Genomic DNA, 20,708 nt, shown 5'->3' on the forward strand with positions numbered 1-20,708 from the left:
CAAAATGGAATATTTCGCGATCTGTTGTTCGCGCCGCATTTTTCGAGCGCGACTGCAATCCCACGGGGCAGAGGGGCGCGACGCACGGGCCCGGCCGGCGGCCGCGTGTAGATGGAGGGCGCGGCGCCGAGCCGGCGGCGGTCCACCGCGCGCTCGGCCCAGAGCGGCGCGACCACGTCAGCACGCTGCCACATGCCCCGCGGCCAGCGCCCGGCGGCGGGCGGGGCGTAGCGGCGCTTCATGTTCTCGCCTCGGCCTTCGCGAACTCCCAGATCGGCACGCTCTCCGCCCGGTTCGGCACGCCCCGATGCGTCTGCCGAACGCCCGACCGCTCCGTGACGAACTCGGTGGCCGAGATCGCCACCACGGTCCTCGGGTAGAGCAGGATCATCGCCCCGCAGGCATCGACCCGGACCGCGGCCGCCAGTCGGTGCACCCCGAACAGGCCGATCGCGTCCCACCCGTGCTCGACCGCTTCCACGCCCCGATCTCGGAGGAAGACGAGCATTGCCCGCCGCACCTCTGGCCACACGGGCGGATCGTCCACGGGCGCGCCTGGCGCCCGCCAGAGGAACCCCGCCATCGGGATCCGATCAGACGGCAGCGCCTTCACCAGCGCGCCCCAGGCGGCGACCTGATCGGCGGGGGAGAGGGCGGGAGCACTCACGCGGCGGCCGCCCGATGCGCCACGATCGGTGCGCAGCCGACCGGGAAGACGGCCGCCATGTAGGCGTAGCCGCCGTAGTCCTCCATCCGGGCCGGCGCGTTGCGGGCCGGGTCCAGCACGGTTCCGTCATGCAGGACCAGGACGAGGTGCGAGCCCATACCGTGCCCGGCATCCACCGAGCACATGTGCAGGTTCGCCCACGGCGCGATCGGCCAAGGGCTGCGGTCCAACCCCGCGATGCGGTCGTGCCGGTACACGAGCTGCGAGGCGAATCCGTAGTGGTTGAGGTAGCCCTGCCAGACGTCATGGCTGAAGCCGCGCCCCGGCGGCCCGAGCTCGGCCGCCACCTCGTCGTAGGAGCAGCCGCGCACCATGGCGATGCAGGCTGTCACACAGCCGTAGGGCTCCTTCTGTCCGACGAGGTGGGGCCGAGCGTATCCGCTCACGCTGGCACCTCGACCCCCGCCCTACGGATCACGGCCGCTACCGCGCAGCAGACCGCGTCGGCGTCTATCTCCGCAACAGCCTTGCCGAGGATCTGTACGTCCTCGCGCGTCTGCCCGAAGACCACGATCCAGCGCCCGCCCGTGCCCCCGAGTTCGGCGCCGTGCTCCGCGATCAAGGCGTCGGACACCTCGCCGATGTAGAGCATCCGCCCGCCGCCCAGGCCGACCGACATGCCGACATCAGCCGACGCGTCGAGTTCGGAGCAGTGCCCCGTGATCTGGGCTGCATCGTACATGCGGTCTTCCGTCGTGCTCATACCCGCTCCTCGCTGAACGTCGCGGTGATGCCGGGAAAGGCGGCGCGGAGACCGGAGGCGCCCCGGATCCGCTCGCGCTCGGCGGCGTAGAAGGCCTCGGCCGCCTTGCTCACGGCGGCGGGCGGGCGCCCGTTGCAGGGGCCCTTGAGTTGCACGACGCGGTGCAGGGCTTCCTCACCGGCCCGTCGGGCGAGCTCCAAGGTCGCGATGCGCCGACCCGCCTGCTGCACCGAAAAGATCCGGGTTCTTCGTCATACGAGGTTGATCGGAGGCTAGAACGTGCCCGCCTCCAAATCGGCCTCCAAGGTTGATAGCGGCGCCCCGAGCCAGACCTTCTGCATGATCGGGACGCCCTTGCCGTAGCGGCCGATATGCGCCCACTCGCCGAACTGCGCCTTCCCGAACTCGCCGTGTTTGAGGATGGCCTTCTTGCGCAGCACGTCGAAGGTATAGCCCGCCCCATTCACGTTCATGCGGCGTATCAAACCGTTCAGGCGCTCGACGTAGCCGCTGGTGAAGCGGTGCTCGAAGTAGCGGAGGATGTGCGGGCGCCAGAGCTTGAAGGCGTCGATGCTCGGCTTGAACGGCCGCTCGAACTCGGGCGGCACGCTGGCGAGCCACTGGTTCGTAGCATGCTCGGCGGCAGCGCGGCTCTCGGCCTCGTAGATGTCGTAGAACCGCTCCTTCAGATCGTAAGCGGTCGCCAGCACCGGGTAGAGGCCGAAGAGCCTGCTGAGGGTGGTTTGCGTCTCGGGCTTGCAGGTGTCCCATCGCGCGAGGAAGACTGCGCGGCGGCGCTTCAAGGCGATCCGGTCCTTGTTGGACAGGTCGCGGTAGAGAGCCTTGCGGACCACCTCCATACCGTAGTTCGCCGTCCGCTGGACGTGGTACTTGTCCACCACCGTGACGGCTTTAGGGAAGACAGCCTGCGTCAGCTTCCGGTAGCCGGACCACATGTCCTGACAGACGATCTCGACCTCTTCACGGCCCGCCATCATATGGAAGTAGTCGCGCAGATCGACCTCTCGCCGGGAGGGCTGCATGTCGATCATCAGTCCCCGCTCCACGTCACCGATGACGAAGCGGGCCCGGCGATGCAGGTAGATCTCATCCATGCCGAGGACGCGCGGCAGCTTCGGGATGTACCCCTTCAGCATGCGGTCGCTGTAGTCATCAAACAGACGGCGGATCAGCGTCTCGTGGACGCCGTTGACCTTTGCGGCGGTTGTGAACGAGTGCTCTACGGCCTGCCGCTCAAGGTGCTTCTTGAACCGCAGCGTGATCCGCCGCTCGGTGTCGATGTCCGGTAGCTCCTCGTAGCTGATCTTGTGGCACTTATTGCAGCGGTAGCGCTGCCGGGAGACCTCAAGCCAGACAGGCTGGCCTTGGATGGCGTGGTCCCTGAAGCGAACGGCCTTCGTGCCGTTCTTGCTCTTGTCGTTCCAGAGGCAGCACCCAAACGGCAGCAGGGGCTTCTTGCTCGCCGCTCGCACGATGAGGAACCCACCCTCCTCATACGTGTCTACTGCCGCCAGATTGGGAAGGCGCAACAGGTCCGTCACGCATCCCCCTCGGTAGCCTTGCCCGGCTTCTGGCGTTCGCGACGCTTCAGTTCGCTCTCAATCGCCTCGCGAATGAATGCAGCCATGCGATTGGCCCCAACCTGCGCGGCAATGCGCTGGCGAGTGTCTTCTGTCAGCCGGACCATGGTCGGCTTTACGTTCAGCGGAGGGCGCCCCATGCGTCGGGGCATAAGCGGTTGCGAAAAGTTCGACAAGAGGCACCAAAAAGCGGTTGCGCTTATTGACACCATAACCGCAATCGGTTATATCTGTCTACATCAGAGACGGAGATACCCATGCCCACCGATCACAGCCGATACACAGCAGCCGAACTTGGATTAATCGAGGCTGGCATCGCCCGTGGCGAGACGATGATCTTCCTCGGTTACGACGCCGACGAAATGGCCCGGTTCTACTGCGTGGAAGCGATGTGGTGAGCGACGTTATTTGCCGACACTGCCGAGGCCGGGGCTGGATCAGCACGGGCATCTTCGGCTGCGACCCCTGCGACGATTGCGGGGAAGACGAGCAAGAGATCAAGACGGACGAGCCGGAGGACGAGCAAAATGGTTGATGTGTTCCACGGCGTGCCCTTCCGAGTTTACCGCGAACCGGCCCGCCAAGAGCCAGCCGACAAGGAGATTGGCGAGGTGGTCGCCCGGTTGAAGAACGGCTCTCTGCGCCCGTGCGGTAACTGCGGCGGGCAGGGCTACGGAGATATGGGGCAATCCGCCTGCTCTCGGTGTGGAGGGATCGGTGTCTTCGACACGCGGAAGAGCGGAGAAGTCAGGGCGGACCCCGTATTCGATCCGGCCATCACACTGCCCGATCCTTACGATGAAGGCCCCGGCCCTTGGTATGATGGGCAGAAGGTCAAAGAGATCGAGCGCACGACCGGAATTAAGTTCGAGGCGAAATAGGAGAGACCAATGCACAAGCTGATCGCAGACCCGCAGATTGTCCAGGTGCGCAAGAGGGCCAGCGAGGGAGATTGCCCCATTACCCCGAGCCTGTCCGTTGAGAGCTTGGAGGATCTGGTGCTGCATCTCGCCGATGCGAAGAAGGAGGGTCAATCGGCGAAGATCAATTGTGACGCCTTCTCCGCTGTCCAGGCCGTTGTGCGTGCAGCATGGCGCCTCGTTGACAACACCGCGAACGGCGGGACGGAACATCAGGCTGTGCCGAGCGAGGATTGGCGGGAACTCGCGGATACCCTGACCCGGCTCAACGAGATGATTCCGCCCGGCGAGCGCCCGGCAGAGCCGCCGCTCGCCGTTGCGCTTTTCTGGCCGACAGTCCGCGAGAGCGGGGCCGAGGGTGGGGTCATCTCGGAAGCTCTATCGCATACGACCGATGATGCCGCATTGGCCCACGCCAGGAGGCTGTGGCCTCTCTCCGAGGCATCCGACCAGGAAGACGATCGGTATCGTCGCGCCCTTCACTACGCCTTCGCTCGCGGGGCATGGTGGGCGACATCAACCCCAGACGACGAAGCGGGCATCAAGCCCGCTTCTCCGCCATCAACCTCGAATGACGAATGACCAAGATCCGGGACACGCCCGTCACCACCGCGGCGCTGTAGGTGCCGACGCAGTGGCGCATCGCGGCGCCCTCCGCCCAGAGATCCTCGCAGGATCGGAGCGGCACGAAGTCGAAGCCCTCGACGACCACGGGCGCGTTTGTGAAGGGCGCGTAGTCCATCGCCTCGGAGAACTTCACCCCGAGCCCGTGGGCGGCCCGCTGTTCGGCGGCGGCGCGCCCGAGTGCCCGGTGCCAGCGCTCGGCGGCCGCCTCGGCCTGGGCGAGCGTCCAGCGGGTGTCGAAGACAGCGCCCGGCACGCCTGCCACCTGCCCGAGACGGTTGCCGCGGAAGCCGGGGACGTTGACGGTGCCGGAGGCCGCCATCGCGAGGTCGGCGATGGTCTCAAGCACCCCTTCGTGCCCGCGCCGCACCTCGCGCGCCGCGCGCGCCACCCAGTCGAACTGGAACCACGCGTTCCCGCACCGGTACTCGCAGTGCTCCGACCAGACGGTGAGCGCCCGCAGCCACGTGTCCTGCTGCGTGCGCGCTGCCGGGATGATCTGCGCCAGCGTCGAGGGCGGCAGCCGGCCGAGATGGAAGACCACCGGCCAGCGCTTTGGGTGCAGCACGCTCGGCGCCAAGGCGCGCAACTGGAACGCGCACCCGTAGAAGCTCATCACCTCGCGTAGCTTCGCCCCGCGCTCGCAGAGCATCCGCATGGGCGGGCCGGCGTAGGCGCGCGCTCGGGCGGCAGCCGTCCGCCCCGTCTGCCCGGCATTCGCCGAGAGCACGATCACGGGCGCCTGCCGGATGTAGTCGAGGGCGCGCTCGTGGCAGCCCGCCATCGCGGCTGCGGGCCGGTGCAGGGCCTGATTCCCGAACAAGGCTTTCGCCTCCCGCTGGGCGTCGCCGCGGGACCAGGGGGCAGAAGCGGTCTCGCTCAAGCGTTCCCCCTCCGCGCGGCCCGCTCATCCCGGATCACCCGATGGACATCCGCCTCGTGTCGTCCGACTTCAGCTTCGATCTCCGCCGTATCGAATCCATCCGACCACAGGTCCAAGATCTCGGACCGGAGGTCGGCGCTGATGGGGAGTCCCTTCTGGGGCTTGGGCTGAGCCGGCGCGCGCGCGGCAGACAGCGGGAATGATTCGGCGCGGGCGGGGATCATGCAGCAGCCTTCGTGCTCGTGTCGGGGAACGGGGTGACGGTGCCGGCCGGGCGGATGCCCTCGGCGACCAGGATCGCGGCGGGCACCTTCGTGTCGGGGTGGTCGGGCGCCGGCGTATGCCGGGCGAGCGGCCAGTCCCCACACGTCGTCCGCCAGTGCCGCACGTAGTCGGTCCACTGGGCGGGGCTCAGCTTCGCCAGGAAGGCGCTCTGGGCGGGCGCGGCGCTGGGGGCCGGGCGCTTCTCGCGCTCGACCGCGGCTAGGATCTGCGGCGAGACGTTGGCCCATCGAAACAGGCGCCGCCCGCCGGCCGCAGCCGACCGGCCTTCCGCCTCCACGACCGGCATGACGTGCCGCTCCAGATCGGCGCCGGCGGCCATGGCCTCGCGGATCGGGCGCATGTCGAGGGCCAGCCGGATCGGCCAATCCTTGTCGGCCGGCAGGCAGGCCAGCAGCTTCGCCCGGAGTTGGTCGTCGTTCAGCGTCGGCTTGGTCGGCAGGACAGGCTCTGCCTTGACCTCGGTCGGCCGGTCGGTCGGGCGCGCATCTTTGCGCGCGTCACCACCCGTAGGGTGGATAGGGTTAGGGTTAGGAGCTTTCGGTTTGCTATCCCGCGGGGAACCCAATGGGTTATCCGCTTTGTTATCTGACAATGACTTAGGCCTGCCACCGCGCGTACCATTCTCGCGCGCGGCCTCAGCACGTTTGCTGACGTGAACCCGCTCTTTCGTGAGCCGCTTCTGTGACCAGACACCGTCCTCGATGGCCCAGAACTCGGCGATGACCGGTCGGATCTTGGACCAGGTGCGCGGGTCGACGCGGGCCCAGCGGGCGAGCTTCGCGTCGTCATCCGGGAGCGTGCAGCCGGGCGAGCGCCACGCCACCATGAGGAGCATTAGGTACGCGCCGGTCTGCTGCGCGTTCAGGTGCCCCGTGTCGGCGATGAAGGCGTCGGTGAAGAGGGGGAGGCTCGGGAATTGCCCCATGATCAGCGCTCCCAGTAGCGGGCAACACACCAGTCCAGCGCCTCGCGGACGCATTTCGTGGGGTCGCGGTAGAGTTCGGATCCAGTGAAGCGCATGATGGTGTAGCCGGAGGCCTGAAGTGCTCGGTCACGAGAGCGGTCGCGTGCAGCCTGTTCTTTGGTGCGCTCGTGAAAGTCGTGCCCGTCACATTCGATGACGAGCCGAGCGCAAGGGTCGCTCGGCGCATCGTGGCGCTTGGCGAAGACCAGAAAGTCGACCGGCCAGTTCAAGACGCGGGCCTGCCGAGACAGAAAAAAGTCGTAGTCCTCGACAGGATCCTCCACGCCGGAATGCATCCTCCCGCGGTAGCCCATGTAGTCAGGGTGTACCGCCAGGAAGGTGAGGAAGCCCGTAGCGAATAGCGCCTCGATTGGGCTCGCATACCCAGGCACACCACTGTCATAGACGCCCTTTACATTGGCAGCGATGACGGCACCTAGATCCAGAGCAAGTTTGTCGATGCCGTATGTCATCACGCCATCTCCGCCAGGATGTTGCAGGCGATGTTGCAGAAGCATTCGACGCGGATCTTCGGGCCCGAGCGCTGCTTCAGGATCCCGATCTCCAGCACGTTGCGGCGATCCATTAGGCGGATCTCTTCCTCGTCCGTACGGTCGGCCTTGATTTCAAGGTAGTAGGCTTCGCGGAACAGCCCGAGGACGACGTCGGCGTCCTGTTCGATGGAGCCGGAATCGCGCAGGTCCGAGAGCTGCGGGCGCTTGTCCTCGCGGTTCTCCACCGCCCGGTTGAGCTGGCACAGCCCGACGACGGGAATGCCGAGTTCCTTGGCGAGTCCCTTCAGGCCGCCGGAGATCTCGGTCATCTCCTGCACGCGGTTGCCGGCGTAGCGGGCGGCGGGCTTCACGAGGCCCATGTGGTCGACGATGAGGGCCGACATCGGCGTGCCGGCCCGTTCGGCACGCAGCTTCATCTGCCGGGCGCGGGCGGCGATCTGCGAGAGCGTGAGGTTCGGCTGTTGCTCGATCCAGATCGGGACGGTGCGTGCGGTCGCCTCCGCCTCCGACAGCCGCCAGAGTGCTTCGTCCGAGAGATCGTGCGCCTGGGCGATCGCCCGGTAGCTGATCTCCTCCCGAGCTCGCGGATCGTAGGCCAGGGCCGCCAGAACGCGCTCGGTGAGTTCGATGTCGTCCATCTCGAGCGAGACGAAGCCGACTGGGCCGGTATGGCGCGCACTGGAAAGCGCGATGTGCAGCGCCGCCGCGGTCTTGCCCATGCCGGGCCGGCCCGCGAGCACGATGAACTGCGGGGCCCGCATGCCGAGCGTCACCTTGTCGAGGCTGGGCACGCCGTAGGGTGCACCGCGGACCTCGCCGGTGCGCCGGGTCTCGTCAATGCGGGCCAGCACCTTGGCGGCGCTCTGCGCGAGAGTGGAGCGGCGGACGTGCTCGGCGAGCCCGGCGCTGGCCACCTCGTCCAGACGGTCGATGATCTGGGCGGCGTAGGCGGTCGGGTTGTGCACCGAGCCGTCCGTCATCCGGGCGGCGGCTTCCTGCGCCACTTCCAGGACGGTGCGCATCCGCGCGGCGTGCGCCACGGTGCGGGCGTAGTCGGCGGCGCCCGTGACGGAGGTCGCCTCGGCGGCGAGGCGCGCGAGATAGCGGCTGACGGTGACGCCGCCGAGATCCACGTCGCCGAGCATGGCGGTGAGGAGCTTCCAGTCGATCGCGTCGCCCGCGTCGCGGCGCGCGCACATCGTCTCGAAGATCTGGCGGTGCACGTCGTCGGCGAAGTCGGCCGCGACGACGTGATCCCGAGCCCGGTCCAGGGCATCCGGGTTGATCAGGATGGCGCCGAGGAGCGCCTGCTCCATCTCGATCGCCTTCGGGGGCGCGGGCTCGGCCGGGGCTGGCGCCTGGCTTGCCGTGAGCCACGTCGACGAAGCGGTAGGCGCAGTCGCCTCGGCGCCGTGCGGCGGGCGAGCGAGCGGCACGACGTTGTCGGCGAAGGACTCGCTCGGGGGGCGCTCGGTCATCGCATCACCTCGCGGCGCTCGGCGGGATCGGGAATGAAGATCTGCAGGAAGGCGCGCCACGCACGGCTGGCGGCGAGCCCGTCTTCCAAGGCGAGCGTCTCGTCGGCGCGCTGCTTGGCGGCGACGTAGTTCTCCCAGGCCTCGGCCTGCCTCGCCTCGACGTGCGCCTTCAGGTCGACGACGCCCATCGCCCTACTCCGCCGCCATCAGGAGCGGCGCAGGCGCGTCGACCGCCGCTAGCGCGCCGGCATAGCGCGCCACATCGTCGGGCCGGGTGAGCGCCTCGCGGCGGCCGGGCGGGATGTGGGTGAAGATCGTCTCGGCCGCGGGATCATGGTGCGTGAGCCAGACCACCCAAGCGTAGGCCGTGGCCGTCGAGGCGGCGGGATCCCAACGGCCCTTCACCATCGGTACGCGCTCGGCGAACTGAGCGACGATCCAGGGGCGGCGCTTGCTGAACAGGCGCTCGTACCGGCCTGTGCCTTCCAGCCAAGCCGAACGGACCAGCATCGCGACGCCGACCGTGGCGTAGTCGAGCGCGGGGAGGGCGAACTCCTCCGCGAGGCGGAAGGGCGGGTTGGTGATGATCCAGTGCGGCGGAGAGACCTGAACCTGAGGCGGCCAGGACCACGGGAGCAGGAAGTCGACCTGCGCCGTCTGCCCGGCCCAGCCGTAGCCGTGCAGGTCGGTCGCGAGCACCCGTCCGAAGGATTCGGCGAGGGGGCCCGCCATGTGGCCGCCGCCGCAGGCCGGCTCCCAGGCCGTCTGACGGGAGAGCGACTCGGCAGCGCGCTCGCCGCCGCGCGCCGCGAGCATCTCGCACAGCGCCCGCGTCGCCCAGGGCGGCGTCGGGAAGTGGTCCGCTGAGTCCAGAGCCTCGCGCCGGGACGCCATCACGGCCGTGTGGCCGGTGGGGAGGGGGGTGGGGGCGGGGCTCATGCGGCCACCCCGAGGTTGAGGCGGTGGTACGCGTCGAGGACGGCGCGGACCTGCACGCGCGCGTCAGCGAGGGCGTCGTGCTCGACATCGCCCTCACGGCGGTAGGCGTCGAGCTTCCCGATGCCGGCGAGATCGAACAGGGTGCGGGTGTCGCGCGCGTCGCGATGGCCCCACGGCGTATCGAGCTTGCAGGCGCGGTAGGCCTCGGCGAGGAGCACCGGATCGAAGGTCGCACCGTGGCCCCAGATGCGCCGATGGTGCGGGGCCCACTGCTCCAGCCAGAACCGGAATGTCTGCAGCGCGATCGGCAACTCGTCGGCCTGCTCCGGAAACGCGGCTTCCCGCGCAGCCGCGCCCTGGCGGGTCCACCACGCGACTGTGTCGGGATCGATGCGAAGGCCGTAGGCGACCGCGGAAGCCGGTCGGATCGCGCGGGAGAACGAGGATGTCACCTCGCCGGCCAACGGATCGAAGGCCACAGCGCCGATGGTCAGGATCACCGAGCCCGGGGCCGTGCCCAGGGTCTCGAGGTCGAGCATGACGTGAGTGGTGAGGAAGGTGGAGGTCATGCTGCCTCTCGCAGGGTTCGCAGTGCGTCCGCACGCGCCAGGGTTTCGGCGAGTGCTTCCCGCCCCAAGGCGGACAGAGCGGCGTAGGCGTCCTCAAACTCGGCGAGGGCGCTGGAGCATTCCGGATCAGCAGCGCGCCAGAGAGCTGCGCGGTAGAACCGCTCCTTCGCGGCTTGCCGGACCTCAGTCTGTGCAGGCGCAGTCAAGGGACTCCTCCTCTTCGCTGAGGGTGAGGAGGTCGCCTTGGTCCTGCGACAGGCGCAGCATCTCGGCGTAGCTCGGCCGATCCTTGCGGAAGTAGGCGAAGTCGCCGGGGCGCTTCGTGCTCTCGAACCGGCGCTCTTGAGCGATCCACCACTCGGCGAGTTCGGGGCGCTCGCGCAGGATGCCGAGGATCGTGCTCTGACCCTTCAGGAAGCAGAGATCGCAGTTGCCGAGCGGCGTCTTGCCGCCGACGTTCTGCAGGCGAAGGTCGAAGGGCTGGCGGGCCCAGAAGGCGGACACGTCGCGCTTCGTGACCCGCGCGTCGTAGAGCGGCATGACGGGCACACCGAAGCTCTTGCCGTCCTTTCCGCTCTCGTGCCGGCGGTGTTGCTTCTCGACCCGGCTCGGCTCGTCAAAGCGCAGGCCCTTCACGTCAGACCAAGTGGACCAGCCGGCGATCTCTCGGGCATAGGCCTGGAGCCGCTTGATCTTGCTGTCGATGGTGCAGAACCGCATGACCGGGTTCGCCAGCATCTTCCGCGTGGCGAGCACGGCCGCCAATGGCTCGCCGTCCCGGCAGGCCGAGTTGTGGTCGACGATCCGGGTGCGGTGCCCGGCCTCGGCGTCGAACTCCAGCCACACGATCCGCACGCCCCAGCGCTCCGAGCATTCCTGAACGAAGTCCAGGGTCTCGGGTATCTCCCGGCCGGTGTTGGCGAAGGCGACATGCACGTCCGCCGGCAGAGTGCCGCCGTGCGCCTGAAGGATGTTCCAGAGCATGAAGCCCGAGGTGCGGCCGCCCGAGAACGAGATGAGCGCCGGGCCGGTTATGAGGTACGGGCTGCTCATGCCGCGATCCTCTCGGGCGCGAACCGCCGCACCTGATCCCGCCCAGCATCGGTGAGCACGTACCGACCGCGTCCGATGGCCGTGACGATGCCGGAGAGGGAGAGCGTCTCCAGCCAGATCTGTCCGAGGTGGCTGGCCTTGGGGCCGGTGAGACCTTCCGTCAGGGCCATGCCGAGACGAATCGGGGCGACGGGACTGTGGAGGGCGCAGAAGGTGCGGAAGACCCGCTCCAGTTCGGTGCCGAGTGCCGGGCCGCTGGCGCGGGCGGTCTCGTCAGCCAGAGCGGCGAGCGCCTTCTCGACCTGGTCGCGCAGGTAGGCGCAGGGCGGGGCCCCGGGTGCCGACTGCTCCAGATCGGAGAGGAGCGTGCGGAGGATGGCGGCGGCGGGGATCACGCGCGCGCCTCCGCGGTCTGAGCGGTGCGGGCGGCGAGGATGCGGGCGCGCTCGGCGACCGGCAGCCCCAAGCGGGTCAGCGCGACGCGCTCGGCGGCACTGTGGCCCTTCGGGTAGATGCGGCGGCGCTCGGCGCGGGCGGCGACGTTGGCGCGCGTGGCCGCGTCGTGCTCGGGCATGCCCTGACACCACTTCACGACCGCCGGGTGCTTCACGTCCAGTGCCAGTGCGATGGCGGCGACGCGCTCGCCGGCGGCGCGACGTGCGCGCGCCTCGGCTTTCAGGTCGGCGTACGGGACGCCGGAGACGGGATGGAGCTTCTTCGTCGTCACGGGCGGATCTCCGGGCGGGCCTCGGCCACGCGCTGCAGGAGGGCGATGCGCTCGGCGCGGTCGAATCCTTCGCGGGCGAGCTTGCGGCGCAGGGCGTCGTGGCCGGCCGGGTAGAAGCGGCGTTCGTCGGCCTTCAGCGCCCTGTTGAAGCGGCATGCCGCCGCGTGGTGGGGCGAGCGGCGCACCCACTTGCTGATTGTGCCGTGCCAGATGCTCAGGCGAGCGGCGATTTCCGGCGTACGCACGAACTGCGCGCGCAGCGCGAGCGCCTCGGCCCGCAGGTCTGCGTAGGAGCGCCCGGAGGCGGGGTGGATCTCGTGGCGGGGCATCAGGCGAGCGCCTCCCCGGCCTGAAGGGCGGAACGGATCTCGGTGGCGCGAGCGCGGCCCTTCGCTGTGACGCGCCAGCCCTCGCCCTCGACCTTCTCGACGTCGCCGAGCGCACCCAGGCGGTTCAGGAAGCCCGCACCGCGGGCGCAGCAGTTCTTCGTCGTGGTGCTGGCGGGCAGCACGGCCCGGCCGAGATCGCCGCTCGAGGCCACGCGACCGTCGAGGCGATCGACCAGCACGACGAGCGCCCGGTCGCTGATGGTGGGGGTCGGCGGCGCCTTCGGCAGCGGGCGCACGTCCGCGACCCGGATCGCCTTGCGCAGGAGCGTCTCGCTGTCGGCAAGCGTCAGGGTGACGGCGCCGTCCGTGAGGAGTCGGTCGAGGAGCGACTGCAGGCCGGTCTGGACCGTGCCGCGGTAGGTGTGGAGGGGCGCGTTCATGCGGCACCTCCCACCTGGGGCCGGATCACGCCCCACTGTTCGAGGAGCGCGATCGGGTCGTCCCGGCCGTAGGTGATCTCGCACGACACGCCGATGGCACGGCAGAGCGCCTGAACGTCGAGCTGTTCGACGCTGGGCCGGCCCGTGGCAGTCTTCAACTCGATCAGGCCGAAGCGCTGGTTGCCGCCGAGAACGAGGAGGTCCGGTACGCCGCGGGTGAGCCCGGCTTGGCCCATGGCGCCCGCGTTCGGGATCGCGGCCACCAAGGTGTTGGGCAGGCCGAGCGTGCGCCAGTGCTCCACGACAGCCGCCTGGATCTGTGTCTCGCGGGGGAGGCGATGGCGCATCATGCCCGCGCCTCCCGAGCCGGCGGCCACGCTTCGGGCGCGAACGTTGAGACCAAGCGCACGTCGGCCCAGAGCGGCGGTGGCTTGTAGTCCGGGTGCGGCCGCGCCTCCTCAATGACGATGCGGAGGATCGCCTGCGGGTCGTTCATGGGGAGACGCAGCCGATCGCCCAGCACGACGGCGCGCTTCAGCCCCTCCATCACCTGCCGGAGCAGGGACGGAGCGGCACCCCGCGTCACCTCGGTGAGGGCGTCGATCGCCTCGTCCCCGAAGTCGTAGGGCATGCCGTAGCGCTTCAGGATCGCGAAGCGCTCGTCCTCGCCCGGCAGGTCGACGGAGATCTGCAGGCCGAACCGACGCCAGAGCGCCTTGTCGAGCTTGTCGTGCCGATTGGTCGCCGCGATGAGCCGTCCGCCGAACCCCTCGATCCGCTGCAAGAGCGTGGTCAGGGCCGCGTTCATCTCGCGGGCGCAGGCTTGGTTGTCGTCGGTGCGCTCGGTGCCGATGGCGTCGATCTCGTCCATCAGGACGATGCAGGGGGCGCCGACCTTGGCGAGCCCGTCGAACAGCTCGGCGATGCGCCGGCCCGTGCCGCCCAGTGAACTCTCCACGAGTTGCTCGGCCTTCACGATGACGAGCGGGACGCCGAGGCGCGCTGCCAAATGGTGCGCGAGCGTCGTCTTTCCGGTGCCGGGCGGGCCGTAGAGGAGCGCGGTGGAGCGCGGCTTCACGCCGACCGCCCGCAGTTCCTCAGCGGCGTTGATCTCGTGCAGCCAGCCGAGGATGGCTGCCCGCACCACCTCGCCTAGGATCGGCTCTTCGGCGTCCTTCGGCTCGCGGACGTCGACCAGGGTGCCGAGCTCGGTGCGCAGTTGCTGGGCCGCGCTGGCGGCCTCCGCAGTCTTGCTGCCGCGGCGGCGCAGGTCCGAGAGGTTGGTGGGCCTCATGCCTCACCTCCCTGCCCTGCGGACTCATCGGTCTTCTTCGGCTTGACCTTGCGCCGGAACGCCTCCGGGATCTCCATCCCGTCCGACCCCTTGCGCGCGCACCAGCCCTCGTCCCAGGCAGCACGGCGCGGGTCGCCGGCCGCGTAGGGGTTCGCGAAGATCTTGGTGCCGGCACCCGCCGCAGCGGAGCCAGCCTCACGTGCCTGGGAGATCTCCGCCTCGCCCATCAGGCCAGCCGGTGGATGGGGAGGCAGCGTGGGCTCGGCGCTGCCCTCTGCCCCGGCATCGACCCCAGTGGGCGGCTCGTCGTCGTCTTCCCGCTCTTCCGGCTCATCGAACCGACGGCGCGCGGCCTCACCAAGCGGCGTACCGTCGAGCATGCCCAGGCTAGCGAGGTAGACGTCGGCGATGCTCTCGGCGTCGATGCGCGCAGCCTTCTGATCCTCGGTCTCCCGCATGCGAGCGACGACGATCATCAGGGCCTTCTTGTCGATGCCCTGGGACGCGGCCTCGTTTTTGATGTCCTTGATGTCGGACGCGAGCACCTTGCGCTCTTCCTCCAAGTTGAGGACGCGCTGGGCGTAGGAGCGGATCTGCTCCGCGGTGCTGAAATTGGCAGGCGGTTGCGCTTTCGCGCGATTTGTGGAACCCATGGGTCAACTCCACGAAGTCAGAACGAGCGATTTTCACCGCCGCCCGGTCCCCGGCCGCCAAGCCACGGGGGATCGGGCGGTTCGCGTTTGTGGCTAGGCCGCGTCGCGCGCGGGCCAGCCGGAGGGGTGGTAGGCCCCGCCAGGGAGCTTCCGGCCGAGCGGCAAGCTCACCACGGTGTCGTCGGCGATCAGCGCGGCGCGGGCGGCGCTCGCTCGGCTCTCAGCCGCCTCTTCCTCGGCGGCGCGCACACGCAGCGCCATGACGCTGGCGAGCTGCGAGGCGAGGCTGTCGGCGTGGGTGAGCGCCTTCAGCACCTCCTGGCGCAGCGCGTATTCCGGCTGGTCCATGCTGCCGTGGCGACCGCGCAGCGGGGCGTTCACGGCGGCAAGCTCGTCCCGGACCCGGCTGAGCAGGTCGCGCAGGTCGAGACCGTCCGGGTTGGTGGAGGAGCGCAGAATGGCCTCGCGGGCCGGCGCGGCGCCGTCCGCGGGAGCAGTCTCGAACATGGGCGTCTTCTCCTCCACCGAGAGCGGCACGTCCTTGGCGGACCGGGGAAAGGCTTCCTGTCGCGGGGTGGGCGCCGTACCTCTCGATGCATGGTGGCGAGCGAGAGCAGCGGGCGCGGCGGCGCGGACGAGCAGGGCAAGGCCCGTGGGATGAAGGGGCGTGCCCCGGCCCGCCTGCGGAACGCCCAGTTCCAACGCGGCGAGACAGGACACGCCCGCACCGTGCCCGCCACGCCCAAGGCAAGCGCTCAGGCGGACGCGGTGACCGCCGGGAAGGCGGATCGGGGAGAGGGTTGCCGGGCTTTCTCGGCCCACGCCCGGCATGCGGGTTCCGCTCAGGGAGGCCGGGTCATTCCGGCTTTGGCCCTGGTCGAGGTCGTGCGCCGCGAGGGGCGCGTCTTGGTGCTCAGGGGAATCCCAAAGGGCGGGCGGAGCATTGAGGCCCCGCCCGAAGTCTCGGGAGAGAACGCCCTGGCGGGCAACGTCGACGCCGGCAACGGCATCGTTCTGGTGCAGGGCCGGCGTCATGCCGCCCTCGCTGTCGCTACGCCGGAAGAGACCCGGCGATGATCCTGATGGCGAACGGGCGCGCGGCGGGACCGCGCTACGCTCAGGGCTCCGTTGCGGGAGCCCAGCCGAGCCGTGGACGCCTCCGAACTGGACGACATGATCGCCGACCAAGCCGCCACGAAGCAGGTGTTGCTCATGGCGCTGCGCCGGCTCGCTGCGCTGACGCGGGAAAGCGGACGGGATCCGCGGGCACTGGCCGCCCGATGGAAGACGGTCGGCCGGCACGCGATGGACACGACCGAGTTCGGCACGGCGCCGGAGCACGAAGCCTCGGTGCGGGCGGAAGCGAAGGCGCGGCTCGACGAGATCATCGAGATTGGCCTGCTAGAGCCGCCGGGCGGAGCCCCGCTCGCTTGCGCGATGCGACCGAGCGCGGAACTTCGCTCGCGAAGGCCGGGCGGATAGTTGCCGCCGCCGGACGCTTGTGGGCGATCTTCTCGTCCCGCAGGCCGTACAGCAAATCGAACGTGATGCTGTTTGCTTGGCCTTCGGCGGAGTCGACGATGCGCTTGAAGTAGTCCGGCGGAATGCTGTCACGCGCCTTCAGCACGCGCACATGGCTCTCGGGGATCCCGAGGATCCCGGAGGCGCCCGGAACACCGAGCGCATCGATGACATCGGAGAACGAGTTCATGGAGCTATCGCTACATGAGGTAGCGAGCGTGGTCAACACGGCACGAAGCGATTGGCCCGCTACACTGCGTAGCATGGATGACACCAAGCTACGCAAGGCGCAGGGCGCGCGGTTGAAAAGCGCGCGCGTGGCCGCCGGCTATCGCTCCGCGCGCGAGGCGGCCCTATCGAACGAGTGGTCCGAGAGCACCTATCGGGCCCACGAGGGCGGCACCCGTACCATCGGCCAAGACGATGCTGAGCGGTACGCGAACCGATTTCGGTTCGATGGCGTCCAGGTCTCGGCGCGCGGCATCCTATTCGGCGACGAGGATGCGGGCGAACCCGTCCGCGAGGGTGGCAACATCGTAGGCGTGGCGGGACTGATCAGCGCAGGCGGCCTCATCGACACAGGGTCAGAGCAGATCCCGGACGACACGAACCTCTACGAGATCGAGGTGCCCTTCCCCGTGCCTGAGGGCACGATCGCCTTCCGCGTCGAAGGGCCGTCCATGCATCCACGCTACGACCCTGAGGACGTGATCCTCTGCTCAAAGCATGGCGAGAACCCGGAGAACCTGGTGGGCGCCTACGCCGCCGTCCGCACGATCGACGGCCAGCGCTACCTCAAGCGTCTCCTCCGCGGCAGTCGGCGCGGGCTCTACCACTTGGAGAGCCACAACGCCCCGCTGATCTCCGACGTCCGCCTGAAGTGGTCCTCCGGCATCATCGCCACGGTTCACGGCCAACACTGGAAACGCTTAGTCCAGGGATGAGTCCGCTCAGAACGGTAGGTGGTCGAGTAGTGCCTGCGGGACGTCGCCGAACACACCAATGACGATTGGCTCCTCGGCCATGCCGATGTCGTCGTCGTTGAGCGCCTTTAGCGCCACTGCTCCGACCGCCGTGCGGCTTCTGCCGACTTCTCGCGCGAGCTCTAGCGCCTGCTCAGGTGTTTTGCACGGGCTCTGCCGGCACTGGACATGGTTGCCCGCCTTGTCCTTGTTGAAATACTGAACGCTGTAAACGACCTTGCTGCCCACCACTGTCCTCCCTTTGAGGCGAACCCAGGGTTGCGTACGGACCAGAACAAAGCAAGTACACAATCGGTTCCTGTGCACGAGTGTGGATAACCGTGCTACATGCAGCGGGGCCGCTCCGCGCCCCTAGGCGCACAAATCGCTACATGGCGTATTGACGCAAATCGCTACTCCATGTAGCGTTATCTCCATCGCCGCTCCCCGAGCCGATGGAGCCCCAAGATGTCCCACCACAGCCGCAAAGGTTTCTCCTGGGGTTCCGCCCTCCGGGATCTGAAGTCCGACCGCGCTCAGCGCCCCGTGCCGCAGCGCGACTGGAAGATGGTCGAGGGCTGGCAGCAGAACGGCGGTCTCGCCTACGTCTGCCGTGACGAGAACGGCGCGTTCCTCGGCGCGGTCTACCCGAACAACAACACGCTCAGCGCGGTCGTCATGGCCGATCCGGCGACGCGCGACTCGTCGCTGATCTCCGGCGGCTGGAAGTTCGATCCGGCCGGCCTCCGGGACGCGAAGGTTGCGGTCGAGACCGCGATCGCCGCGCATCGCGTCGCCCAGGCCGCCGCTCCTGCGCAGGCGGCCTGACCATGGCGCCCGCTGAAGCTCTCCGGGCGGCTGCCGCCCTTCTCGCCGACCCGGCGAAGCACGCGACCGAGGTCATGGCTCGGGACATGGATGGCCTGCCCTGCGACCCGCTCGCCCGCCGGGCGCGGTGCTGGTGCACCTACGGTGCCCTTCGTGTCTCGGCCGGCACCCGCCGCGCCTACGACGCCGCGCTCCCGCACCTGCACGACGCCGCCTTCACCCTCTTCGACACGAGCCCGGACGAGGTGAACGACACCTTCGGCGCCGAGATCTCGGTCGGTCTCCTCCTCTACGCCGCCGCCCTGGCGGATCGCGCCACGGTGCACTGACATGGCCTCCCCTCACCTCACCTACGAGGCGGCGAAGGCTGCCGGATTTCAGGTCGCCGAGGCGCGTCGCATCGCCTGCGGCCGCCAGTTCCAGACCTCGCTTGATCGCGACGCAGGCACGCGCATCACCGCGCTTCTGCTCCTCGACATCCCGGCGGTCGACGGCGGGCTGAAGGGCCTGCCCTTCACGGCGCTGATGCTCGCGACGTGGCAGCTCCGGGCGGAGGACGTGATCGCAGCCGGTGGCGTGGTCGTGGGCCACCCCGCGCCGGCCGCTCCGCTCGCGAGGGCCGCGTGATGCCCGGCGCCCGCGACAGCTACGAGTGGGTCGACCTCCCAGTCGGTCCCCAGCCGATCCCCACCTGGGCCAAGGGCCTGAAGGTCGAGTGGCTTGAAGGCTACGGCAACCCGCCGGGCATCCGGCTCAAGACGGACTGCGAGGCTCGCGAGTGGGCCGGGCAGGTCTGGTCCTGCGAGGACGGTCGCTACATGGCCGTTCACGAGGACGGGCGCGCCCGCTGCTACTATCACCACGGCGCGGTCGGCGAGACAGCGCTGACCCGCTCCGAGGGCGGGAAGCTCGTCGACTATGTTGGGCTCGCGACCGCGCAGTCCGACGGCCTCGCCGGCTCGCACGTCCGGATCACGATGAAGGACGGCGAACACGCCGGGCGCGAGATCTCGCTCCGGGGCCCGTGGTGCGGCGCGACGCCCGCCGGCTACGTCGATACCGCCTACATCAACGTCGCCGATCCGCGGTGCGGCTACCCGCCCGAGCGCCACTGGACGCAGCGCGTCGGCACGGCCGGCCTGCTCATCACCGAGGACCTGTTCCTCCGGCTCCTCGCCCGGTTCGCGCCGGAGTGCCGCTGTGCTCGCGTGACGACGCTCTGGACCAAGCTCGAGCCCGTGCGCGGTGACTGGGACGAGCCGAAGTCCTGGGAGATGGAGCGTCGGCGTCTGGCGGCTCGCGAGAGGGCTGCCTGATGCCCCGTCGCGAGTTCACGAAGGCCACGCAGCGGGCCGCCTTCAAGCGCGCCAACGGCCAGTGCGAGGGCGTTCTGCACACCGGCCTGCGGTGCGAGGCGGTGGTCGAGCCCGGTCGGGTCGAGTTCGATCACGTCATCCCCGACGCGCTCGGCGGCGACAACTCGCTTGAGAACTGCGCCGCGCTTTGCCGGCTCTGCCACCGCGCGAAGACCACCAAGGATCAGGGCCGGATCGCGAAGGCGGACCGGCAGTCCGACCGGCACATCGGCGTGAAGGACCCGCATCGTCGGCGCCTCACCTCGGCCGGATTCACGAAGGCCGAGCCCCAGCGGCGTGCCTCCACCCCGCTGAGCAAGCCGCCGGTCGTCAGCCTGATCGGCCGCCGCAACACCCCCTCCCCCAACCGCTGAAGGAGCCAAGCGCGTGTCACGTCCCCTGCCCTCTCCGCGCCTCTCCGACGCGGAACAGCGCGAGCGCCAAGCCCGCGAGATCGCTGCGGCGCGCCGGGCCTACGAGGCCCAGGTCGCCGCCTTCATCCTCGGCGCTCGGGAGGCTCGCGCGTAATGGCCGCGATCGTCCTGCCCTCCCCGCGCCCCGCCCACCCGGCGCACCTCCACCGTGAACTCGCCAACGCGCACGCCGTGATCCGCGGCTCGCAGCGTGGCCCCCGCCCGGTCGGCTTCGTGGACCTCCAGATCCACGAGGACGCCATCCGCTCCGGCGAGAGCACGCGGGTTTACCGTAACAGCACGAGCGAGCTGCACGCGATCGAGGACATGGGCGACGTGTTCTACGCCGTCTGGTCTCTCGGACTCCGCTCCATCGTCACCTACCTCGCGCGGCCGCAAGACTTCCGAGTCCGGCCGGGCGTCCGGTTTGGGAGGGCCTGAGCGATGGGGTTCTCCCGCCTCTTCAGCGCCGAGGGCGACTTCGCGGCCGCGCGCCAGGCCGAAGCCTTCCTGCAGCGCGCCGGCTTCTCGGTCGGCCACAGCGAGCGCGGCTCGCCGCGCGGCATCCTCTTCGGCGACTACGACATCCAGGAATGGCGCAACCTGCGCGCCTCGGACCGGGCGGCGCTGCACGGCCAGATGACCGGCGACGGCCGCCATGGTCCGATCCGCATCTGCTTCGTGGATCGGCTGCCGGACGACGCGGTGCGGGCCCTCGACCGAGCACTCAAGGCGGAGGGGGCCGATGCCTGAGACCGCTGGCCTGATCCTCGGCCTCTGCGCCCTGGCCAACTTCCTCACCCTGGTGGTCCTGCCCGATCGCTTCGCCACCGACGAGGCGGAGCACCCCACGCACGACAGCGCCGGCAACGTGCGCTGATCCGGCCGGGCCGCGCCCGGACCGCCCTCTCCTCCCCCGTTTCTG

39 protein-coding genes are annotated in these 20,708 nt (G+C 69.3%); 15 read left to right on the plus strand and 24 right to left on the minus strand.

Annotation, left to right across the window (positions count from 1 at the left end; genetic code table 11):
- Window positions 1-238: 238 nt before the first annotated feature.
- From AX737_RS33310 to AX737_RS32160, 6 genes are read right to left on the minus strand one after another with little or no spacing between them, the layout of a single operon-like run.
- Window positions 239-667, minus strand: coding sequence for a hypothetical protein (locus tag AX737_RS33310; protein ID WP_156453765.1), 429 nt, complete (start codon window positions 665-667; stop codon window positions 239-241).
- Window positions 664-1,113 carry a hypothetical protein gene (locus AX737_RS16130; RefSeq protein ID WP_156453766.1) on the minus strand — a complete coding sequence of 150 codons (450 nt, stop codon included), beginning with the start codon at window positions 1,111-1,113 and terminating at the stop codon, window positions 664-666. Before AX737_RS16130 ends, AX737_RS33310 begins: the two co-directional genes overlap by 4 nt.
- Window positions 1,110-1,430: a hypothetical protein gene (locus tag AX737_RS16135; protein WP_066923003.1), complete on the minus strand. Its 321-nt coding sequence runs from the start codon at window positions 1,428-1,430 to the stop codon at window positions 1,110-1,112. The genes AX737_RS16130 and AX737_RS16135 overlap by 4 nt, the downstream gene beginning before the upstream one ends.
- Window positions 1,427-1,660: a hypothetical protein gene (locus AX737_RS16140; RefSeq protein WP_066923005.1), complete on the minus strand. Its 234-nt coding sequence runs from the start codon at window positions 1,658-1,660 to the stop codon at window positions 1,427-1,429. Before AX737_RS16140 ends, AX737_RS16135 begins: the two co-directional genes overlap by 4 nt.
- Before the next feature lie 42 nt (window positions 1,661-1,702).
- The gene (locus tag AX737_RS16145) at window positions 1,703-2,992 is read right to left on the minus strand and encodes an ISL3 family transposase (protein WP_082773081.1); all 1,290 of its coding nucleotides are present in this window, start codon (window positions 2,990-2,992) and stop codon (window positions 1,703-1,705) included.
- A complete protein-coding gene (locus tag AX737_RS32160) occupies window positions 2,989-3,138 on the minus strand; it encodes a hypothetical protein (protein ID WP_245293462.1) in 150 nt (49 codons plus the stop codon). The genes AX737_RS16145 and AX737_RS32160 overlap by 4 nt, the downstream gene beginning before the upstream one ends.
- Window positions 3,139-3,288: 150 nt before the next feature.
- On the opposite strand from AX737_RS32160, the gene AX737_RS33315 reads away from it, so the two are divergent.
- The 3 genes from AX737_RS33315 to AX737_RS33325 all read left to right on the plus strand — a co-directional run bounded on the left by AX737_RS33315 (window position 3,289) and on the right by AX737_RS33325 (window position 4,533).
- Window positions 3,289-3,429 (plus strand): hypothetical protein, encoded by a 141-nt coding sequence (locus tag AX737_RS33315; RefSeq protein ID WP_156453767.1) that lies wholly within the window; start codon window positions 3,289-3,291, stop codon window positions 3,427-3,429.
- 129 nt (window positions 3,430-3,558) lie between these two features.
- Window positions 3,559-3,912 carry a hypothetical protein gene (locus AX737_RS33320; protein WP_156453768.1) on the plus strand — a complete coding sequence of 118 codons (354 nt, stop codon included), beginning with the start codon at window positions 3,559-3,561 and terminating at the stop codon, window positions 3,910-3,912.
- Window positions 3,913-3,921: 9 nt separating this feature from the next.
- Window positions 3,922-4,533 carry a hypothetical protein gene (locus AX737_RS33325; protein WP_156453769.1) on the plus strand — a complete coding sequence of 204 codons (612 nt, stop codon included), beginning with the start codon at window positions 3,922-3,924 and terminating at the stop codon, window positions 4,531-4,533.
- Here the strand turns inward: AX737_RS33325 and AX737_RS16150 are convergent.
- On the minus strand, window positions 4,493-5,398 hold the full coding sequence (locus AX737_RS16150) for a PcfJ domain-containing protein (RefSeq protein WP_066923011.1): 906 nt from the start codon (window positions 5,396-5,398) through the stop codon (window positions 4,493-4,495). The genes AX737_RS33325 and AX737_RS16150 overlap by 41 nt on opposite strands.
- A gap of 101 nt (window positions 5,399-5,499) precedes the next feature.
- Between AX737_RS16150 and AX737_RS33330 the strand changes: the two genes are divergently transcribed.
- A complete protein-coding gene (locus tag AX737_RS33330; protein WP_156453770.1) occupies window positions 5,500-5,661 on the plus strand; it encodes a hypothetical protein in 162 nt (53 codons plus the stop codon).
- Window positions 5,662-5,678: 17 nt separating this feature from the next.
- Here the strand turns inward: AX737_RS33330 and AX737_RS16160 are convergent, their stop codons facing one another.
- The 15 genes from AX737_RS16160 to AX737_RS16230 all read right to left on the minus strand — a co-directional run bounded on the left by AX737_RS16160 (window position 5,679) and on the right by AX737_RS16230 (window position 15,211).
- Window positions 5,679-6,668 carry a DUF1376 domain-containing protein gene (locus tag AX737_RS16160; protein WP_066923016.1) on the minus strand — a complete coding sequence of 330 codons (990 nt, stop codon included), beginning with the start codon at window positions 6,666-6,668 and terminating at the stop codon, window positions 5,679-5,681.
- A gap of 2 nt (window positions 6,669-6,670) precedes the next feature.
- On the minus strand, window positions 6,671-7,180 hold the full coding sequence (locus AX737_RS16165) for a DUF559 domain-containing protein (RefSeq protein WP_066923019.1): 510 nt from the start codon (window positions 7,178-7,180) through the stop codon (window positions 6,671-6,673).
- Window positions 7,180-8,700: a DnaB-like helicase C-terminal domain-containing protein gene (locus tag AX737_RS16170; RefSeq protein ID WP_066923022.1), complete on the minus strand. Its 1,521-nt coding sequence runs from the start codon at window positions 8,698-8,700 to the stop codon at window positions 7,180-7,182. The genes AX737_RS16165 and AX737_RS16170 overlap by 1 nt, the downstream gene beginning before the upstream one ends.
- On the minus strand, window positions 8,697-8,888 hold the full coding sequence (locus tag AX737_RS16175) for a hypothetical protein (protein WP_066923025.1): 192 nt from the start codon (window positions 8,886-8,888) through the stop codon (window positions 8,697-8,699). The genes AX737_RS16170 and AX737_RS16175 overlap by 4 nt, the downstream gene beginning before the upstream one ends.
- Before the next feature lie 4 nt (window positions 8,889-8,892).
- The gene (locus AX737_RS16180) at window positions 8,893-9,639 is read right to left on the minus strand and encodes a hypothetical protein (RefSeq protein ID WP_066923028.1); all 747 of its coding nucleotides are present in this window, start codon (window positions 9,637-9,639) and stop codon (window positions 8,893-8,895) included.
- Window positions 9,636-10,208, minus strand: a complete 573-nt coding sequence (locus tag AX737_RS16185; protein ID WP_066923031.1) for a 3'-5' exonuclease — start codon at window positions 10,206-10,208, stop codon at window positions 9,636-9,638. The genes AX737_RS16180 and AX737_RS16185 overlap by 4 nt, the downstream gene beginning before the upstream one ends.
- A gap of 183 nt (window positions 10,209-10,391) precedes the next feature.
- Window positions 10,392-11,261, minus strand: a complete 870-nt coding sequence (locus AX737_RS16190; protein WP_066923034.1) for a phosphoadenosine phosphosulfate reductase family protein — start codon at window positions 11,259-11,261, stop codon at window positions 10,392-10,394.
- Complete coding sequence (locus AX737_RS16195; protein ID WP_066923037.1) at window positions 11,258-11,656, minus strand: hypothetical protein; 399 nt, start codon at window positions 11,654-11,656, stop codon at window positions 11,258-11,260. Before AX737_RS16195 ends, AX737_RS16190 begins: the two co-directional genes overlap by 4 nt.
- On the minus strand, window positions 11,653-11,988 hold the full coding sequence (locus AX737_RS16200; RefSeq protein WP_066923039.1) for a hypothetical protein: 336 nt from the start codon (window positions 11,986-11,988) through the stop codon (window positions 11,653-11,655). The genes AX737_RS16195 and AX737_RS16200 overlap by 4 nt, the downstream gene beginning before the upstream one ends.
- Complete coding sequence (locus AX737_RS16205; RefSeq protein ID WP_066923042.1) at window positions 11,985-12,317, minus strand: hypothetical protein; 333 nt, start codon at window positions 12,315-12,317, stop codon at window positions 11,985-11,987. Before AX737_RS16205 ends, AX737_RS16200 begins: the two co-directional genes overlap by 4 nt.
- Window positions 12,317-12,757: a hypothetical protein gene (locus AX737_RS16210; RefSeq protein ID WP_066923045.1), complete on the minus strand. Its 441-nt coding sequence runs from the start codon at window positions 12,755-12,757 to the stop codon at window positions 12,317-12,319. The genes AX737_RS16205 and AX737_RS16210 overlap by 1 nt, the downstream gene beginning before the upstream one ends.
- On the minus strand, window positions 12,754-13,107 hold the full coding sequence (locus tag AX737_RS16215; RefSeq protein ID WP_156453771.1) for a hypothetical protein: 354 nt from the start codon (window positions 13,105-13,107) through the stop codon (window positions 12,754-12,756). The genes AX737_RS16210 and AX737_RS16215 overlap by 4 nt, the downstream gene beginning before the upstream one ends.
- Window positions 13,104-14,051 (minus strand): ATP-binding protein, encoded by a 948-nt coding sequence (locus AX737_RS16220; protein ID WP_066923051.1) that lies wholly within the window; start codon window positions 14,049-14,051, stop codon window positions 13,104-13,106. The genes AX737_RS16215 and AX737_RS16220 overlap by 4 nt, the downstream gene beginning before the upstream one ends.
- The gene (locus AX737_RS16225; protein ID WP_066923054.1) at window positions 14,048-14,704 is read right to left on the minus strand and encodes a GapR family DNA-binding domain-containing protein; all 657 of its coding nucleotides are present in this window, start codon (window positions 14,702-14,704) and stop codon (window positions 14,048-14,050) included. The genes AX737_RS16220 and AX737_RS16225 overlap by 4 nt, the downstream gene beginning before the upstream one ends.
- 93 nt (window positions 14,705-14,797) lie before the next feature.
- Window positions 14,798-15,211, minus strand: a complete 414-nt coding sequence (locus AX737_RS16230; protein ID WP_156453772.1) for a hypothetical protein — start codon at window positions 15,209-15,211, stop codon at window positions 14,798-14,800.
- 90 nt (window positions 15,212-15,301) lie between these two features.
- Between AX737_RS16230 and AX737_RS16235 the strand changes: the two genes are divergently transcribed.
- Window positions 15,302-15,781, plus strand: coding sequence for a hypothetical protein (locus AX737_RS16235; RefSeq protein ID WP_066923060.1), 480 nt, complete (start codon window positions 15,302-15,304; stop codon window positions 15,779-15,781).
- A gap of 307 nt (window positions 15,782-16,088) precedes the next feature.
- Here the strand turns inward: AX737_RS16235 and AX737_RS33335 are convergent, their stop codons facing one another.
- Entirely contained in the window at window positions 16,089-16,415 is a 327-nt protein-coding gene (locus AX737_RS33335; RefSeq protein ID WP_156453773.1) for a hypothetical protein, read from the minus strand.
- Between the two features lie 73 nt (window positions 16,416-16,488).
- Between AX737_RS33335 and AX737_RS16245 the strand changes: the two genes are divergently transcribed.
- On the plus strand, window positions 16,489-17,169 hold the full coding sequence (locus tag AX737_RS16245; protein ID WP_066923066.1) for a S24/S26 family peptidase: 681 nt from the start codon (window positions 16,489-16,491) through the stop codon (window positions 17,167-17,169).
- A gap of 6 nt (window positions 17,170-17,175) precedes the next feature.
- On the opposite strand, the gene AX737_RS16250 is transcribed toward AX737_RS16245, so the two are convergent.
- Window positions 17,176-17,436, minus strand: coding sequence for a hypothetical protein (locus AX737_RS16250; protein WP_066923069.1), 261 nt, complete (start codon window positions 17,434-17,436; stop codon window positions 17,176-17,178).
- Between the two features lie 219 nt (window positions 17,437-17,655).
- On the opposite strand from AX737_RS16250, the gene AX737_RS16255 reads away from it, so the two are divergent.
- The 9 genes from AX737_RS16255 to AX737_RS37260 are packed head-to-tail and all read left to right on the plus strand — an operon-like array spanning window position 17,656 to window position 20,663.
- Window positions 17,656-18,015 (plus strand): hypothetical protein, encoded by a 360-nt coding sequence (locus AX737_RS16255; protein WP_066923072.1) that lies wholly within the window; start codon window positions 17,656-17,658, stop codon window positions 18,013-18,015.
- Between the two features lie 2 nt (window positions 18,016-18,017).
- Window positions 18,018-18,344: a hypothetical protein gene (locus AX737_RS16260; RefSeq protein ID WP_066923075.1), complete on the plus strand. Its 327-nt coding sequence runs from the start codon at window positions 18,018-18,020 to the stop codon at window positions 18,342-18,344.
- Between the two features lies 1 nt (window position 18,345).
- A complete protein-coding gene (locus AX737_RS16265; protein ID WP_066923078.1) occupies window positions 18,346-18,642 on the plus strand; it encodes a hypothetical protein in 297 nt (98 codons plus the stop codon).
- Window positions 18,642-19,331, plus strand: coding sequence for a hypothetical protein (locus tag AX737_RS16270; protein ID WP_066923081.1), 690 nt, complete (start codon window positions 18,642-18,644; stop codon window positions 19,329-19,331). Before AX737_RS16265 ends, AX737_RS16270 begins: the two co-directional genes overlap by 1 nt.
- Window positions 19,331-19,744 carry an HNH endonuclease signature motif containing protein gene (locus tag AX737_RS16275; RefSeq protein WP_066923084.1) on the plus strand — a complete coding sequence of 138 codons (414 nt, stop codon included), beginning with the start codon at window positions 19,331-19,333 and terminating at the stop codon, window positions 19,742-19,744. Before AX737_RS16270 ends, AX737_RS16275 begins: the two co-directional genes overlap by 1 nt.
- A gap of 13 nt (window positions 19,745-19,757) precedes the next feature.
- Window positions 19,758-19,898, plus strand: coding sequence for a hypothetical protein (locus tag AX737_RS33340; RefSeq protein WP_156453774.1), 141 nt, complete (start codon window positions 19,758-19,760; stop codon window positions 19,896-19,898).
- Window positions 19,898-20,224 (plus strand): hypothetical protein, encoded by a 327-nt coding sequence (locus AX737_RS16280; protein ID WP_066923087.1) that lies wholly within the window; start codon window positions 19,898-19,900, stop codon window positions 20,222-20,224. The genes AX737_RS33340 and AX737_RS16280 overlap by 1 nt, the downstream gene beginning before the upstream one ends.
- A gap of 3 nt (window positions 20,225-20,227) precedes the next feature.
- Window positions 20,228-20,536 (plus strand): hypothetical protein, encoded by a 309-nt coding sequence (locus AX737_RS16285; RefSeq protein ID WP_197430603.1) that lies wholly within the window; start codon window positions 20,228-20,230, stop codon window positions 20,534-20,536.
- Window positions 20,529-20,663: a hypothetical protein gene (locus tag AX737_RS37260; RefSeq protein ID WP_280949083.1), complete on the plus strand. Its 135-nt coding sequence runs from the start codon at window positions 20,529-20,531 to the stop codon at window positions 20,661-20,663. Before AX737_RS16285 ends, AX737_RS37260 begins: the two co-directional genes overlap by 8 nt.
- Window positions 20,664-20,708 lie beyond the last annotated feature (45 nt).

The sequence above is a fragment of the Methylobacterium sp. CCH5-D2 genome (assembly GCF_001556475.1).
In the GTDB taxonomy this organism is placed as follows: domain Bacteria; phylum Pseudomonadota; class Alphaproteobacteria; order Rhizobiales; family Beijerinckiaceae; genus Methylobacterium; species Methylobacterium hispanicum.

Bases quoted from the DNA above. Each gene is read 5' to 3' on its own strand.
- AX737_RS16190 (WP_066923034.1), bottom strand. From the start codon at position 11,261: ATGAGCAGCCCGTACCTCATAACCGGCCCGGCGCTCATCTCGTTCTCG.
- AX737_RS16275 (WP_066923084.1), top strand. From the start codon at position 19,331: ATGCCCCGTCGCGAGTTCACGAAGGCCACGCAGCGGGCCGCCTTCAAG.
- AX737_RS16235 (WP_066923060.1), top strand. From the start codon at position 15,302: ATGGTGGCGAGCGAGAGCAGCGGGCGCGGCGGCGCGGACGAGCAGGGC.
- AX737_RS16185 (WP_066923031.1), bottom strand. From the start codon at position 10,208: ATGACCTCCACCTTCCTCACCACTCACGTCATGCTCGACCTCGAGACC.
- AX737_RS16230 (WP_156453772.1), bottom strand. From the start codon at position 15,211: ATGTTCGAGACTGCTCCCGCGGACGGCGCCGCGCCGGCCCGCGAGGCC.
- AX737_RS16215 (WP_156453771.1), bottom strand. From the start codon at position 13,107: ATGATGCGCCATCGCCTCCCCCGCGAGACACAGATCCAGGCGGCTGTC.
- AX737_RS32160 (WP_245293462.1), bottom strand. From the start codon at position 3,138: ATGGTCCGGCTGACAGAAGACACTCGCCAGCGCATTGCCGCGCAGGTT.
- AX737_RS16260 (WP_066923075.1), top strand. From the start codon at position 18,018: ATGGCGCCCGCTGAAGCTCTCCGGGCGGCTGCCGCCCTTCTCGCCGAC.
- AX737_RS16180 (WP_066923028.1), bottom strand. From the start codon at position 9,639: ATGAGCCCCGCCCCCACCCCCCTCCCCACCGGCCACACGGCCGTGATG.
- AX737_RS16280 (WP_066923087.1), top strand. From the start codon at position 19,898: ATGGCCGCGATCGTCCTGCCCTCCCCGCGCCCCGCCCACCCGGCGCAC.
- AX737_RS16165 (WP_066923019.1), bottom strand. From the start codon at position 7,180: ATGACATACGGCATCGACAAACTTGCTCTGGATCTAGGTGCCGTCATC.
- AX737_RS16170 (WP_066923022.1), bottom strand. From the start codon at position 8,700: ATGACCGAGCGCCCCCCGAGCGAGTCCTTCGCCGACAACGTCGTGCCG.
- AX737_RS16245 (WP_066923066.1), top strand. From the start codon at position 16,489: ATGGATGACACCAAGCTACGCAAGGCGCAGGGCGCGCGGTTGAAAAGC.
- AX737_RS33335 (WP_156453773.1), bottom strand. From the start codon at position 16,415: ATGAACTCGTTCTCCGATGTCATCGATGCGCTCGGTGTTCCGGGCGCC.
- AX737_RS33320 (WP_156453768.1), top strand. From the start codon at position 3,559: ATGGTTGATGTGTTCCACGGCGTGCCCTTCCGAGTTTACCGCGAACCG.
- AX737_RS37260 (WP_280949083.1), top strand. From the start codon at position 20,529: ATGCCTGAGACCGCTGGCCTGATCCTCGGCCTCTGCGCCCTGGCCAAC.
- AX737_RS16210 (WP_066923045.1), bottom strand. From the start codon at position 12,757: ATGAACGCGCCCCTCCACACCTACCGCGGCACGGTCCAGACCGGCCTG.
- AX737_RS16175 (WP_066923025.1), bottom strand. From the start codon at position 8,888: ATGGGCGTCGTCGACCTGAAGGCGCACGTCGAGGCGAGGCAGGCCGAG.
- AX737_RS16225 (WP_066923054.1), bottom strand. From the start codon at position 14,704: ATGGGTTCCACAAATCGCGCGAAAGCGCAACCGCCTGCCAATTTCAGC.
- AX737_RS33330 (WP_156453770.1), top strand. From the start codon at position 5,500: ATGGACATCCGCCTCGTGTCGTCCGACTTCAGCTTCGATCTCCGCCGT.
- AX737_RS16205 (WP_066923042.1), bottom strand. From the start codon at position 12,317: ATGCCCCGCCACGAGATCCACCCCGCCTCCGGGCGCTCCTACGCAGAC.
- AX737_RS16285 (WP_197430603.1), top strand. From the start codon at position 20,228: ATGGGGTTCTCCCGCCTCTTCAGCGCCGAGGGCGACTTCGCGGCCGCG.
- AX737_RS16160 (WP_066923016.1), bottom strand. From the start codon at position 6,668: ATGGGGCAATTCCCGAGCCTCCCCCTCTTCACCGACGCCTTCATCGCC.
- AX737_RS33315 (WP_156453767.1), top strand. From the start codon at position 3,289: ATGCCCACCGATCACAGCCGATACACAGCAGCCGAACTTGGATTAATC.
- AX737_RS16265 (WP_066923078.1), top strand. From the start codon at position 18,346: ATGGCCTCCCCTCACCTCACCTACGAGGCGGCGAAGGCTGCCGGATTT.
- AX737_RS16135 (WP_066923003.1), bottom strand. From the start codon at position 1,430: ATGAGCACGACGGAAGACCGCATGTACGATGCAGCCCAGATCACGGGG.
- AX737_RS16220 (WP_066923051.1), bottom strand. From the start codon at position 14,051: ATGAGGCCCACCAACCTCTCGGACCTGCGCCGCCGCGGCAGCAAGACT.
- AX737_RS33325 (WP_156453769.1), top strand. From the start codon at position 3,922: ATGCACAAGCTGATCGCAGACCCGCAGATTGTCCAGGTGCGCAAGAGG.
- AX737_RS16255 (WP_066923072.1), top strand. From the start codon at position 17,656: ATGTCCCACCACAGCCGCAAAGGTTTCTCCTGGGGTTCCGCCCTCCGG.
- AX737_RS16270 (WP_066923081.1), top strand. From the start codon at position 18,642: ATGCCCGGCGCCCGCGACAGCTACGAGTGGGTCGACCTCCCAGTCGGT.